Origin of the sequence: Tepidamorphus sp. 3E244, assembly GCF_046159835.1 — a bacterium.
Taxonomy (GTDB): Bacteria; Pseudomonadota; Alphaproteobacteria; order Rhizobiales; family Tepidamorphaceae; genus JACKJK01.
The window spans coordinates 684,308-697,280 of the sequence record NZ_JBJXCY010000002.1; the positions used below are offsets into that span (position 1 = coordinate 684,308).

The 12,973-nt window shown below is 65.9% G+C and carries 15 protein-coding genes; 1 reads left to right on the plus strand and 14 read right to left on the minus strand.

Annotated elements, in window-relative coordinates; translation table 11 throughout:
• Window positions 1–59 precede the first annotated feature (59 nt).
• The 11 genes from tilS to ruvC all read right to left on the minus strand — a co-directional run bounded on the left by tilS (window position 60) and on the right by ruvC (window position 9,732).
• Window positions 60–1,340 carry a tRNA lysidine(34) synthetase TilS gene (gene tilS / locus ACKTEK_RS12100; RefSeq protein ID WP_409165553.1) on the minus strand — a complete coding sequence of 427 codons (1,281 nt, stop codon included), beginning with the start codon at window positions 1,338–1,340 and terminating at the stop codon, window positions 60–62.
• Complete coding sequence (gene ybgF, locus ACKTEK_RS12105; RefSeq protein WP_409165554.1) at window positions 1,330–2,235, minus strand: tol-pal system protein YbgF; 906 nt, start codon at window positions 2,233–2,235, stop codon at window positions 1,330–1,332. Before ybgF ends, tilS begins: the two co-directional genes overlap by 11 nt.
• Before the next feature lie 157 nt (window positions 2,236–2,392).
• Complete coding sequence (gene pal / locus ACKTEK_RS12110; RefSeq protein WP_409165555.1) at window positions 2,393–2,833, minus strand: peptidoglycan-associated lipoprotein Pal; 441 nt, start codon at window positions 2,831–2,833, stop codon at window positions 2,393–2,395.
• Window positions 2,834–3,123: 290 nt separating this feature from the next.
• Window positions 3,124–4,413, minus strand: a complete 1,290-nt coding sequence (gene tolB, locus ACKTEK_RS12115; protein WP_409166152.1) for a Tol-Pal system beta propeller repeat protein TolB — start codon at window positions 4,411–4,413, stop codon at window positions 3,124–3,126.
• Window positions 4,414–4,521: 108 nt separating this feature from the next.
• Entirely contained in the window at window positions 4,522–5,499 is a 978-nt protein-coding gene (locus tag ACKTEK_RS12120) for a cell envelope biogenesis protein TolA (RefSeq protein ID WP_409165556.1), read from the minus strand.
• A 9-nt stretch (window positions 5,500–5,508) separates the two neighbouring features.
• On the minus strand, window positions 5,509–5,952 hold the full coding sequence (tolR, locus tag ACKTEK_RS12125; RefSeq protein ID WP_409165557.1) for a protein TolR: 444 nt from the start codon (window positions 5,950–5,952) through the stop codon (window positions 5,509–5,511).
• Window positions 5,953–5,994: 42 nt separating this feature from the next.
• Window positions 5,995–6,705 (minus strand): protein TolQ, encoded by a 711-nt coding sequence (gene tolQ / locus ACKTEK_RS12130; protein ID WP_409165558.1) that lies wholly within the window; start codon window positions 6,703–6,705, stop codon window positions 5,995–5,997.
• A 253-nt stretch (window positions 6,706–6,958) separates the two neighbouring features.
• A complete protein-coding gene (ybgC, locus tag ACKTEK_RS12135; protein ID WP_409165559.1) occupies window positions 6,959–7,519 on the minus strand; it encodes a tol-pal system-associated acyl-CoA thioesterase in 561 nt (186 codons plus the stop codon).
• Window positions 7,520–7,526: 7 nt separating this feature from the next.
• A complete protein-coding gene (gene ruvB / locus ACKTEK_RS12140) occupies window positions 7,527–8,579 on the minus strand; it encodes a Holliday junction branch migration DNA helicase RuvB (protein WP_409165560.1) in 1,053 nt (350 codons plus the stop codon).
• Between the two features lie 26 nt (window positions 8,580–8,605).
• The gene (ruvA, locus tag ACKTEK_RS12145) at window positions 8,606–9,223 is read right to left on the minus strand and encodes a Holliday junction branch migration protein RuvA (RefSeq protein WP_409165561.1); all 618 of its coding nucleotides are present in this window, start codon (window positions 9,221–9,223) and stop codon (window positions 8,606–8,608) included.
• Window positions 9,220–9,732: a crossover junction endodeoxyribonuclease RuvC gene (gene ruvC / locus ACKTEK_RS12150; RefSeq protein ID WP_409165562.1), complete on the minus strand. Its 513-nt coding sequence runs from the start codon at window positions 9,730–9,732 to the stop codon at window positions 9,220–9,222. The genes ruvA and ruvC overlap by 4 nt, the downstream gene beginning before the upstream one ends.
• Window positions 9,733–9,821: 89 nt before the next feature.
• Here ruvC and ACKTEK_RS12155 point away from each other — a divergent pair, with 89 nt between their 5' ends.
• Window positions 9,822–10,601, plus strand: coding sequence for a sulfite exporter TauE/SafE family protein (locus ACKTEK_RS12155; protein WP_409165563.1), 780 nt, complete (start codon window positions 9,822–9,824; stop codon window positions 10,599–10,601).
• 6 nt (window positions 10,602–10,607) lie between these two features.
• Here the strand turns inward: ACKTEK_RS12155 and ACKTEK_RS12160 are convergent, their stop codons facing one another.
• The 3 genes from ACKTEK_RS12160 to ACKTEK_RS12170 all read right to left on the minus strand — a co-directional run bounded on the left by ACKTEK_RS12160 (window position 10,608) and on the right by ACKTEK_RS12170 (window position 12,922).
• Window positions 10,608–11,357, minus strand: a complete 750-nt coding sequence (locus ACKTEK_RS12160; RefSeq protein WP_409165564.1) for a YebC/PmpR family DNA-binding transcriptional regulator — start codon at window positions 11,355–11,357, stop codon at window positions 10,608–10,610.
• 156 nt (window positions 11,358–11,513) lie between these two features.
• On the minus strand, window positions 11,514–12,329 hold the full coding sequence (locus tag ACKTEK_RS12165) for a TIGR00282 family metallophosphoesterase (RefSeq protein WP_409165565.1): 816 nt from the start codon (window positions 12,327–12,329) through the stop codon (window positions 11,514–11,516).
• Complete coding sequence (locus ACKTEK_RS12170) at window positions 12,329–12,922, minus strand: 5-formyltetrahydrofolate cyclo-ligase (protein WP_409165566.1); 594 nt, start codon at window positions 12,920–12,922, stop codon at window positions 12,329–12,331. Before ACKTEK_RS12170 ends, ACKTEK_RS12165 begins: the two co-directional genes overlap by 1 nt.
• Between the last annotated feature and the right edge of the window lie 51 nt (window positions 12,923–12,973).

A 12,973-nucleotide genomic window follows, 5' to 3' on the forward strand; every position in this document is an offset into this window, starting at 1 on the left:
CGAAGGAAAGCGCGCGGGTCCGTTTGCCGCAGGCTTTTTCGCCGACCGGTTAACGTCACTCAGGCAAAGCGATGTACGCCGAAGCGGATGCCGAGCCATGCACCGCGCACGCCGCGTTCGCCGGCGCGCCCACCCAGCAGCCTGCACGGTTCGTCCTTGCCGCTGTCGAGAACCGGAATGGCCGCGCGGGCCGCAGCCGGAAGCCCCGCTTCGTCGCCTGCCGAGCTGCCGCCATAGCGGCACTGGGTGCCGGGGGTGATGGTGCTGTCACAGACAATGCGGAACCGCCGGTCGAACAGAGCCGCAGTCCCGGCATCCAGCACGGTTCCGGTGTCGTCCATGCGCCCCAATTCGCGGGAAATGACGAGCGTGCCGCAACGCGCCGAACCCGTCCCGCGCGCGATCAGGCAACCACCAAGCGTGGCGCCGGAAAAGGCCTCCGCGCCGTCACGCGCAAGCGACGTGATCCCGGCGTCGAGCCGGGCGAGCTTTTCGCGCGCCGGCGGCACGGTCTGCCCGCCGGTATCGCGCAGCAAAGCGCGCAGCATCCGCCTGCGGATATCCGGCGCCTCGCCGGCGTAGCGCGCAACGTCGAGCGTGACGATGCCGTTGCCCTCATGTCTCAGCGCGCGCGAGGCAAGCGCGAAGGCCATCGCATCGAGTGACGCCGCCTTGCGGGCTGCGCGCTTCTGGATTTCCAGCAAAGCGGCGCGCGGTGTCGCGGCTTCGCCCTGCGCAAGGGCGGAGCGAACACGAGCGCGCTCGAAGCGCGGGTCGTCGTTGGAAGGGTCCTCGATCGAATCCACGCTCAAGGCATCCAGCGTGGCGCGAAGCCGCGCCTTCTCAATGCCAAGCAGCGGCCGCACGAGGCGGCGGTCGGCCCACCACCCTTGCGCGGGGATACCGTCTGCCCCGGCGGATCGGTCGCGCTCCAGCCGCATCGCAACAGTTTCGGCCTGATCGTCAAGGTGATGCGCGGTGGCGAGAACGTCGTATCCCTTCGCAGCCATCCAGTCGGTTATCGCGTCATAGCGCGCCGTGCGGGCGGCGGCATGAAGGTTCGTCTGCGGCAATCCGCTGAGCGTCAGGATCGCCGCCGCCAGCCCGAGCTTGTCGAGCCGTGCAGCGGTTATCCGCGCTTCCGCGTCCGATCCCGCGCGCAGCCCGTGATCGACCACGAGCGCATGAAGCCTCGCACCGCCCCAGCGGGCGGCAAGGGCTGCCATCGCCATGGAATCCGGCCCGCCGGAAACCGCAAGCGCAAGCGGCTTTGCCTGCAGCGGTGCGAAGAGCCGCGCGGCTTCGGTCTCGCTGATCGGCCGTGTGGTCTCAGCAGCCAAGAGCGCGTTTCTCCGAGGTCGCCTGGTCGAGGACGTCGGCATCGGCTCGCGGGTAGCGCCGGGTCAGTTCGTTCAACGACGAACAAGCCGGTTCGCGCTGCTGGAGCGCGGCCAGCGACATGCCGAGCTTCAGCATGCTCTCGGGCGCCTTGGAGGATTCCGGGTGAGATCGGGAGATGTCGAGGAAGGTACGGGCTGAGTTGTGATAGTCGCCGCGCTGGAAGAAGCTTTCGCCGATCCAGTACTTCGCGTTCGGCACCAGTTCGTGGTTCGGGTGCTGTTCGATGAACATCGCGAAGTCGCGTTCCGCTGCCGCGTAGTCGCCGCGCAGGACCTGACCATAGGCCTGGTCGTAGGCATCCCGCGGCGATGCGGAGGGTGCAAGCGCCATCTGGCTGCCCCGGCCCGAACTTGCGCCCAAGTTGCCGCCGCCGACGGTTTCCTCCGGCATCGGTCCGCCATTGGCGCCCGATTCCTCAAGGCTCTGCGCAAGGCCGGTGATGTCGAGCGGTCGGCCCTCGCCGTCCATGCGAAGCTGGCCGAGATCGGCAGGCGGCGTGCCCAGTTGCGAGGTGTTGCCGGGCACCGGCGTCGCCGGGGCCTGAAGAGAACCGGACTGGCTATTGGGATTGGCGTTGACCGCGCCACCTTCCAGCCGCTGCACGCGCACCATCAGCATGTCGACTTGGCCCGTCAGAACGCGAAGCTGCTCCTCGATGGCATTCATCCGGTTGCCGCCACCGCCGCCACCGTTCTGGGCGATCATCGCCTCGAGCTGCTGGACGCGCTGGCGCAGGTAGGCGACCTCGTCGCGGACATTTTGAGCGAAGGATGGCGCAGCCGCGCACACCATGAAAACGGTTGCTGCTGCTGTGGCGGCAATTCGTGAGAACATGCCGGAAACCTCGAGATTTGGTGCTGGTCATTCGCCCGGGATCAACCCCGGAATTCAGGCGCGTAGCATATCGCCGATTGCGCCCAAAGTGCGGCCCGATACGCAAACGGGCCGGCGAGTGACCGCCGGCCCGTTTGTCGATTCAAACCTGGAACGCTTAGTTTGTGGCGTTGTTCAGGACCGTCACCGAACGGCGGTTCTGGTTCCAGCACGAAGCGTTGTCGCAGACCGCGACCGGGCGCTCCTTGCCGTAGGAAACCGTGCGCATGCGCGAGGGCGAGACGCCCAGGCTTGCGAGGTAATCGCGGGTGACGGCGGCACGCCGCGCGCCAAGGGCGATGTTGTACTCACGCGTGCCGCGCTCGTCAGCGTGGCCTTCCACCGTGAAGGTGTACTGCGAGTACTGGTTGAGCCACTGGGCCTGACGCTGCAGCGTGGCCTTCGAGGCGTCCGTCAGAATCGACGAGTCGACCGTGAAGAACACGCGGTCGCCGACGTTGACGATGAATTCCTGGGCCGAACCCGGCGCGGCGTTGTTCGCGCCGTTGCCAGGACCCTGGCCGCGGTTCGAGCAAGCAGCGATGGTCAAGGCCAACATCACGCAGATTGCGATCCGCCCCGCCCGTGCCCCAATAGACTGTCCAAGCATCCCGGTTACTCCATTTCTATCGACCGGATTTATTGCGCATTTACTACCAGCTTTGCCCTTAACCGTTGGTTCGCAAACATGTTTAACGAAACGTTCGGCCAAAAGTTTCTGCCCCACCGACGATCGGCTGGAAGCACGCGTATATCCGTCGATACCTTTCTTTGGATGAGGCGCGAATACGCGCCGAAAAACCACGCCGGAATGCCCCAACCGGCGCGGCGGAACCTATAAGCCGAATCCTATTTGATCAAGGGCGACCAGGCCGGATCCGACCCCCATGACGGCGTTTGGATACGCCGCTCGTTATAGCCGGTGATATCCACCGACCAAAGTTGTGCGCCGCCACCGGCACCGCCAGACTCGCGGAAGAACATCAGCACGCGCCCGTTCGGAGCCCATGTCGGGCCCTCGTTGTGATAGCCCTCGGTCAGGATGCGTTCTCCCGAACCGTCCGGCCGCATCACGCCAATGGAAAACCGCCCACCGGCCTGCTTCGTAAACGCGATCATGTCACCGCGCGGCGACCAGACCGGCGTCGAGTACCGCCCGTCACCGAAGCTGACGCGCTGCGGGTTGGAGCCGTCGGCACCCATCACGTAAAGCTGCTCGCTGCCAGCGCGGTCCGAACTGAACACGACGCGCGCGCCATCCGGCGAATAGGACGGCGAGGTATCGATGGCCGGCGTGTTCGTCAGCCGCGTGGTGCGGCCGGTGCGCAGGTCCATCGTGAAGATGTTGGAATTGCCGTCCTGGTTCAGGCTCATGATGACCCGCTGGCCATCGGGCGAGAACCGCGGCGCGAACGTCATGCCCTGGAACGAGCCGACGAGTTCAGTCTGCCCCGTCTCGATGTTGAACAGGTACACCTGCGGCTGCCCGGAGGCATATGACATGTAGGTGATTTCCTGGCTCGACGGCGAGAAACGCGGCGTCAGCACCAGGTCGCGGCCAGACGAGAGGTAGCGTAGGTTCGCGCCGTCCTGGTCCATGATCGCGAGCCGCTTGACGCGCTGGTCCTTCGGCCCGCTTTCCTCGACGAAGACGACGCGGGTGTCGAAATAGCCGCTCTCGCCCGTCAGGCGCTCGTAGATCGCATCGGAAATGATGTGCGCCACGCGCCGCCAGTTGTTGGGCTGGGTGAAGTACTTCGAGCCGGTCATGTGCTGGCCGGCGGATACGTCCCAAAGCCGGAATTCCACCTGCAGGCGCCCGTCGGGCTGGCGCGTCACGCGGCCGTTCACCAGCGCCTGTGCGTTGATGACCTTCCAGTTGGCAAACAGCGGCTGGCCTTCGAAATTGATGTTGCGCTCGATGAAGGCTGCGGGATCGATCGGCGCGAACAGGCCGGAATTGCGCAGGTTGTTGGTGATGACCTGCGAAATGTCGCGCCCCACCTGGATCTCGTCGGGCTGCGTCCCGGTGAATTCGTCGATGGCGATCGGCATGGGTTGGACCACGCCGCGCGTCACGTCGACCTCCAGCACCGCGTGGGCGGGCTGGACGAACGACGGCGCGGCCGCAAGGCACATCGCCGCCAGCGCGGCGCGAAGGATGTTGCCGGGCCGAACGCATGCGAGGAGCCGGGTCGCTGTATGTTTCAGGTCAAAAGTCATCGAGCGTCTCGTTTCCTTGGGGTCTTATCTGCCCATCATCTCACGCGGGTCGAAGCTTACGATCATCCGGCGCCAGCCATCGAACTTTTCCAGCGGCAGATTATAGGGCTGACATTCGATGACAGCCCGCTGTGCCGACTCCGCCGCAATCCTGAAGATTGGCTCGCCGCCCGAATTGGCAACGATCGGCGGGCGCACAAGGGTTCCATCGGGCGACAGTTCAAGATCAAGTTTCACGATCAGCCCGACCGCGTCCAGCACGCCGATGGGTGGGCTCCAGCAACGCGAAATCTGCTGGCGCAGATAGTCGATCTCGCTCATCGACAGCTGGCTCGACGACCCGCTGGGCGCACCCAGCGATGCCTGGCCTTCCAGCGGCTGCTGCGCCACGCCGCCCGATTCCGGGGGGCGGTCCTGCTTGTCAAGCAATGCCGCGATGGAATCCGGGTCAAACTGGTTCGGGTCCTGCTGGGCCTGCGGCGTGATCGGTGTCGGGCGCGTGTCGGCCTGCGCAACCTGCTGGCGCTGCGGCCGCTTGGGGGCGCGCGCCGGCATGGAGATGCGGTCAGGGATCTCGACATAGCTGGGCTTCGGCGGTTCCGGCTCGCTCTCGGCCACGGGTTCCGGCTCGGGTGCCGGCTCCGGTTCGGGTGCGGGCGGCGCGGGTTCGGCTTCCGCCTGTTCCGGTTCCGGCTCGGGCTCGGGTTCCGGCTCGGGCGCTGCCGCGGGCTGCGGCGCCGGTTCGGGCTTTTCCTCCGGTTGCGGCTCGGGCTGCGGCGCAGCGTTGTTGTCTTCTTCCGCCTTCGGGGCCTGCTCTTCTTCCATGAGCTCGCCCGTCTTCAGGCCCTTCTTCATGTTGGTGAATTCTTCGACCGACACCAGGTCGACCGGCAGCGCCACCTCGGGCTTCACCTCAAACGGGTCGGTCGAGGCGAATCCGATCACCGCCGCTGCAAGAATGGCGACGTGTCCCAGTCCGGAAATGGCAAGGCCGGTACGCATGCTGCCGGCTTACCCGCTCTTCTCCTGGTCGGTCACAAGACCGATGCGCTTGAACCCGGCGGCGTTGAGCCGACCCATGACCTGCATCACCGCGCCGTAGCCGACATTGGCGTCGCCGCGCACGAAGATACGTTCCTCGTAGCCGTTGGAGGCAATGGCCTCGAGCTTGGCGACGAGTTCCTCGATGGGGATCTCCTGGTCCTGCAGGTACACGTTTCCGTCGGGCGACACGGTCACGGTCAGCGGATCCTTGTCGCTCTGCAGCGCCTTTGCCCGCGTCTCGGGCAGGTCGATGGGCACGCCCACCGTCAGCAGCGGCGCGGCCACCATGAAGATGATGAGCAGCACGAGCATCACGTCCACGAATGGCGTGACGTTGATCTCGCTCATCGGTTGATGCCGGCCGCGCCTGCCGCGACGGCCGCTCTTCATGTTGCCGAGAGTGGCACCCATTTTCCGTTCAATCCCTGTTTGATGATGGCCCCCTTGGGGAGGCTACATACGCTCATCCAATTGCCGCGAAAGTATGGCCGAAAACTCGTCCGCGAAGCCCTCCAGGCGTGCCGTATGACGGGAGACTTCCGAGGAAAACCGGTTGTAGGCGACGGTCGCGGGAATGGCCGCGAGGAGGCCGAGCGCGGTTGCAAAAAGCGCTTCCGCGATGCCCGGCGCGACGACCGCAAGCGAGGTGTTCTCGCTGGCCGCGATGGCCTGGAAACTGGTCATGATGCCCCACACCGTGCCGAACAGGCCGACGAAGGGTGCGGTGGAGCCGACGGAGGCAAGGAACATCAACCGGCGTTCCAGCCGCTCGATCTCGCGCGACACCGTCACGTCCATGACTTTCTCGATGCGCATCTGCAGCCCCATGAAGGAGCCGGACGTGCGGTCCTGGCTGCGCTGCCATTCGCGCATGGCCGCCACGAACATGGCCGCCATCGACGTTGCCGGGCGCGAGGACAGCGTGCGGTACAGGTCATCCAGCGAATGACCGGACCAGAACACCTTCTCGAAGCGGTTCATCTGGCGGCGCGAACGCGAGTAGACGAGCGTGCGGTCGACGATGATCGCCCAGCTCCACACCGAAGCCGCGATCAGACCGAGCATCACGATCTTCACGACGATGTGCGCGTGCAGGAACAGGTTGACGAGTGAGAGTTCGCCCGTGGGCGACGCAATCGCTGTTGAATCGATGAGGTTTTCCATCGTGACCCCTTAGAGGGACGGGGTGGAACGTGCCAGGACCGGCAACCTTTCGGCTGCCGGCCCGGCGCGCTTGCTGCAAATATGCAAACAGGCACCACAACCCCGCGTGTGGGTGCCTGCTGCGCGCGCGGGCCTTCTTGCCCGGCTTTATGGCTGAACAAGGGCGTACGGCGTTGGTTTATCCGGTCATTACCCTTGAGGGAATATGGTTAACGGGCAGTTAGGGTGCTTTGACGGACAAAACCATGCCCTCTCACTCCGGCCCGTCGATTTCTGCGCCAACCGGTGCGTGCGGCGCGAATATCTTGCGCAGCCACAGCGGCATGCGGCGCGGCTTGCCCGCCCGTGTCACCAGCGCGACCTTCACGTCGGCGGTGACGATGGCGACTTCGTTGAGCACAACCCGCTGCTTGACCAGCATGGACGCGCCGCGCATGTCGCCCATCCATGTCTCGACAGTCAGCACGTCGTCGATGGCCGCCGAGCCGATGAAATCGATGGTCATCTTGCGCACGGCGAAGGCCAGTCCGCCCTCGGTGCCCATCAGGTCGTTGTGGTCGATTCCCGTCCAGCGCATGAAGTCGGAGCGTCCGCGCTCCATGAAGCGCAGGTAGGAGGCGTGGTAGACGACGCCGGAAAAATCCGTGTCCTCGTAATAGACGCGCACCGCCAGCCGGTGGATGCCGTCGCCCTCGATCCGGCCGGCAAGGTCCGGCCAGTCCTTGCTCAGGCCGGAGGGACCCGGCGCGTTGGGATCGCGAAGGGGATCGGATTTCTTGTCGTCGCTTGAAGTCTTGTCGTCGCTGGAAGTCATGGGGCCTTCAGATATCGCCGCTGTCGGCATCTGGAAAGAGGCCCATCTGTGCCGCGTTGTTTGACGGCACCGCCAGCCCGAGATGCCGGAAGGCGTGCGGCGTGAGGATGCGCCCGCGCGGGGTGCGCTGGATGAAGCCCTGCTGGATCAGGTACGGCTCGATGATGTCTTCCACCGCGTCGCGCGGTTCGGCCAGCGCCGCCGAGATGGTCTCGATCCCGACAGGACCGCCGCTGAACTTCATGGCGATGGTGTTGAGGTAGCGCTTGTCCATGCCGTCGAGGCCGCGCTGGTCGACGTCGAGCTCCGACAGCGCCTTGTCGGCGATGGCGCGGTCGATCTTGCCGCCGCCTTCCACCAGCGCGAAGTCACACACCCGGCGAAGCAGCCGGCCCGCGATGCGCGGCGTCCCGCGCGAGCGGCGCGCGATTTCCATCGACCCGTCCTCGGAAATGTCCATTCCCATCAGCCGCGCCCCGCGCTTCACGATCGTGTCCAGTTCGGCCTCGGTATAGAAATCGAGCCGGATGGGGATGCCGAAACGGTCGCGCAGCGGCGTCGTCAGCAGGCCCGAGCGCGTTGTCGCGCCAACCAGCGTGAAGGGCGCGAGATCAATGCGTACCGAGCGCGCAGCAGGCCCCTCGCCGATGATGAGGTCGAGCTTGAAGTCCTCCATCGCCGGATAGAGGATTTCTTCCACCGCCGGGTTCAGCCGGTGAATTTCGTCGATGAACAGCACGTCGCGCGGTTCGAGGTTGGTCAGCAGGGCGGCCAGATCGCCGCTCTTTGCGATCACCGGGCCTGACGTTGCGCGAAAGCCCACGCCCAGTTCCTTCGACAGGATCTGTGCCAGCGTCGTTTTGCCAAGGCCCGGAGGCCCGGCAAACAGCGTGTGGTCGAGCGCCTCCCCGCGTGAGCGCGCCGCCTCGATGAAGACCTTGAGATTGGCGCGCGCCTGCTGCTGGCCGACGAACTCATCCAGCCCCTGCGGGCGTAGCGCGCCGGAACTCTGGTCCTCGTCGCGCTCCAGCGCCTCGATCAGCCGTTCGCTCTCAGCCATTCCTCAAACTTTCAAACCGGATGAAATCAGCGCGACAGCGCCTTGAGCGCCAGCCGGATCAGCGATTCGGTGCCGGCATCCTCGCCGGCTTCCTTGTAGGCGGTCGCGACCGCAGCCCCCGCCTGCGCCTGACCATAGCCGAGATTGACCAGCGCCGACACGGCATCGCGGGTGGCGGACGGCCCGCCCGCGGCGACCGCGCCGGAAACCTGCGCGAAGGCAGCAACATCGCCTTCCACATAGCCCGGCGCCTTGTCGCGCAACTCCGTCACGATGCGCCCGGCGACCTTGGGCCCGACGCCCGGCGCGCGCGCCACCATCGCCTTGTCCTGCATGGCAATCGCGCTCGACAGTTCCGATACCGAGGCCGACGACAGGATCGCCAGCGCAACCTTCGCACCGACGCCCTGCACCGTCATCAGCAGGCGGAACCACTCGCGCTCCAGCGCCGAGGAAAAGCCGAACAGGCGGATCTGCTCCTGGCTCATCGTGGTCTCGACGAAGATGGTCGCCGCCTCCCCCACCTGCGGCAGGGCCGACAGCGTGCGCCCGGAACACGAGAGGATGTAGCCGACGCCGTTCACGTCGATGACGACGTGGTGGTCGCCATATTCGTCGATGAGGCCCTTGAGCTTGGAGATCATGCGCTGAGCGCCTCCACCCGCGCCCGCGCCACCCGGTGGTGGGCATGGCAGATGGCGATGGCGAGCGCGTCTGCCTCGTCGTCGGAGCCGACCTTGGACTGCGGCAGCAGCATGGAGATCATCAGCCGGATCTGTTTCTTGTCAGCGTGGCCCGCGCCGACCACGGCCTTCTTCACCGCGTTGGGCGCGTATTCGCCGATGGTCAGCCCGGCCTGAGCGGGCACCAGCATGGCGACCCCGCGCGCGTGGCCAAGCTTCAGCGTCGCCTCGGCATCCTTGTTGACGAAGGTTTTCTCGACCGCGACCTCGTCGGGCGCGCTGTCGGCAACGATCTTGGAAAGCTCGAGATGGATCACCGCCAGCCGGTCGCCCAGCGGCAGGTCAGTCGCGGGCCGGATGATCCCGCAACCCAGGAACGACAGCCGGCTGCCCTGGCTGGCAACAAGCCCCCATCCCGTCCGGCGCAGGCCCGGATCGATGCCCAGTATGCGAATCGCGTGGCCACTCATAAAGTCAGGTGTAGCCGTTTTGTTCTCATTGTCGAGTTAACGCTTGCCGCAACCGCGCGAAGCCTGCTCCGCGCTGGGGGAATTGCCCGTTGTCCCTACCCGAAGTCACCGATTTCATCCTCGCCGTCTTCGCCGAGCCGCGCTTCGTGTTTGCAGCCCTCGTGGCGTTCGCGGCGGGGCTGGTGCGCGGGTTCGCGGGCTTCGGCGCGGCGATGATCTTCATGCCACTGGCAAGCAGCGTCGTCGCACCGCAGACGGCTGCTGCCGGCTTCCTCGTCATGGACACGGTGCTGACCCTGCCGCTTGTCGCGGGCGCGCTACGCCACTGCCAGTGGCACACGGTCCTGCCCACCGCGTTGACGGCGATGGCGGTGGTCCCCTTCGGCGCGTGGGTGCTGGCGCATGGCGATGAACTCACCTTGCGCTGGATCATCTCCATCGTGGTGCTGGCGCTGCTCGCCCTGCTGCTGAGCGGCTGGCGCTACACGCGCGAGCCGGGCGTCGCGGCCTCCGTGGGCGTCGGCGCGGTGGCGGGCTTCCTCTCCGGCGTGACGCAGGTCTCCGGCCCGCCGGTGGTTGCCTTCTGGATCAGCGGGCCTGCGCCATCGCGCACCATCCGCGCCAACCTGCTGGTGTTCTTCTTCCTTGCCAGCATCTCGGCAACGGTCTCGTTCGCCAGCCACGGCTTCTTCACGTGCGACACGCTGAAGCTGATCGTCGCCATGACGCCGCTGTTCGGGCTTGCGATCTTTCTGGGCGCGCGCGGCTTCGGGCGCACCTCCGACACGCTCTACCGGCGCGTCGCCTTCGCGCTGATCGCGATTGCCGCGATCACCGGCCTGCCGCTGCTGGACGGGTTGCTCAGATAGGCTGAGTTACGCAGCCGTCAGCTTTGCCATGATGTCGTCGGACACCTCGAAATTGGCGAAGGCGTTCTGCACGTCATCGTCGTCGTCGAGCGCGCCCATCATCTTCATCAGGGTCTGGGCCTTGTCCTCGTCCACCGCGACGGTGTTCTGCGGCTTCCAGACGATGTTGACGCTCTCGGATTCCCCCAGCAGGCCTTCCAGCGTGCTGGCAACGTCGCCGAGGTTCTCGAACGCGCAGATGATGGTGTGGTTCTCCTCGTCGCTGACCACGTCGTCGGCACCGGCCTCGATGGCCGCTTCCAGCACCTTCTCCGCGTCACCGGCGCTCGCCGGATACACGATCTCGCCGACCCGGTCGAACATGAAGGAGACCGAGCCGGTTTCACCCATGTTGCCGCCGTTCTTGGCGAAGATCGCGCGCACCGCGCTGGCCGTGCGGTTGCGGTTGTCGGTCAGCGCCTCGACGATGACGGCGACGCCGCCGGGGCCGTAGCCCTCGTAGCGGATCTGCTCGTAGGTATCGGCATCGCCGCCTTCCGATTTCTTGATGGCGCGCTCGATGTTGTCCTTGGGCATGGACTGCGCCTTGGCGTTCTGGATCGCCAAGCGAAGGCGCGGGTTGGCATCCGCATCCGGTCCGCCGACCTTGGCCGCGACCGTGATTTCCTTCGACAGCTTGGAGAACAGCTTGGAGCGGACGGCATCCTGCCGACCCTTGCGGTGCATGATGTTCTTGAATTGTGAATGCCCGGCCATGGACGCCTCTTTGCAAATGCCCAAGGGCCGGTCGATGGATGTGGCTCAACGCCACAAACGCCTGCGACCGACCGAAACTGCTGTGATGGCCGCGCTTATAGGCAGGACGCGGCGGAAAATCCAGAGGCGCGGCGAAAGCGCGTCCGCGCGAACCCGTCAGTCCCAGTCCGGCAGCGCGTCGCTCAGCCTGCCGCCAACGCGCACCGGCGCGACGCGCTCGGCAAGGCCGTGCGCGTTCAGCTCCACCGCCAGCCCGCACAGGGTCGCGTCACCCGACGCCGGCTCGAAGCGGGCACGCGGCAGCGCGGTCAGGAAGCGGTTCACCGGCTCTTCCTTGTCCATGCCGATGACGGAATCGTAGTCGCCCGTCATGCCTGCATCGCTCTGGTAGGCGGTGCCGCCGGCGAGGATCTGGTGATCGGCGGTCGGAACATGGGTGTGCGTGCCGACGACGACGGAGACGCGCCCGTCGAGGTGGTGGGCGATGCCCATCTTCTCGCTGGTTGCTTCGGCATGCATGTCGACGAGGACGGCATCACAGGCGTCACCCAGCGGGCAGTCGGCGAGCGCCTTGTCGACCGCAGCAAACGGATCATCCAGCGGCTGCATGAAGAGCCGCCCGAGCACGTTGATGACGAGCACGCGCTTGCCGCTCTTCGTCTCGAACAGCCCCGCGCCGCTGCCCGGCGTGCCTTCGGGATAGTTGATCGGGCGAATGAGGTTGGAGGTGCGCGTTATGAAGACGAGCGCCTCGCGCTGGTCGAAGGAATGGTTGCCGAGCGTCACCACGTCGGCGCCCGCATCGCACAGGTCGTTGTGGATGGATTCGGTGATGCCGAACCCGCCGGCGGAGTTCTCGCCATTGACGACGACGAACTCGAACCTGAACCGCTCGACAAGGTCCGGCAGGTGCTTCTGCACGCCCTTGCGGCCGGCCCTGCCCACCACGTCGCCGACGAAGAGCATCCGCATCAGTTGCACTCCACAATGTCGCGCTCGGTGACGATGAGGTCGAGCTTCTGGTCGTAGTGCTCGCGCACCACCTGCCCCAGTTCCTGACAGGCGAAGGCAAAGCCGATGGCCAGCACGTTGCGCCGCTTGCGGGCGATTTCCAGCGTGCGGTCGTAGAACCCGCCGCCATAGCCGATGCGGTAGCCGCGCCGGTCGAAGGCAGCCAGCGGGACGATGAACACGTCCGGGCGCACCAGTTCCGCGCCTTCCGGCGGCACCTCAATGCCGAACGTGCCGCTGACGGTCTTGTCGCGCAGGCGCAACCGTCGAAATTCCAGCGGCTGCGCGCGCGCCGCGACCACTGGCATGGCGACCGTCGTGCCGCGCCGCTGCAGGCGCTCGACCGCCAGGGCCGGGTCGATTTCACTGCGCGAAGCAAGGAATGCCGAAACCGGCCGCGTGCCCGGCACATGTTCCAGAACATGGAGAAGATTGTCGCAGGCCTCGTGCGAGGCGCGGGTGCGAAATCCCTCGAACAGCCCGTCACGCCTGGCGAGCGCGGTTTCGCGCTGCATGGCCTTGCGCCGATGAAGGGGAGTGAGGTCGGTGGTCATCGCGGGCCTGTCCGGACGTGAAGAATAAAGCTCCGGGTGCCGGGCCTCGCT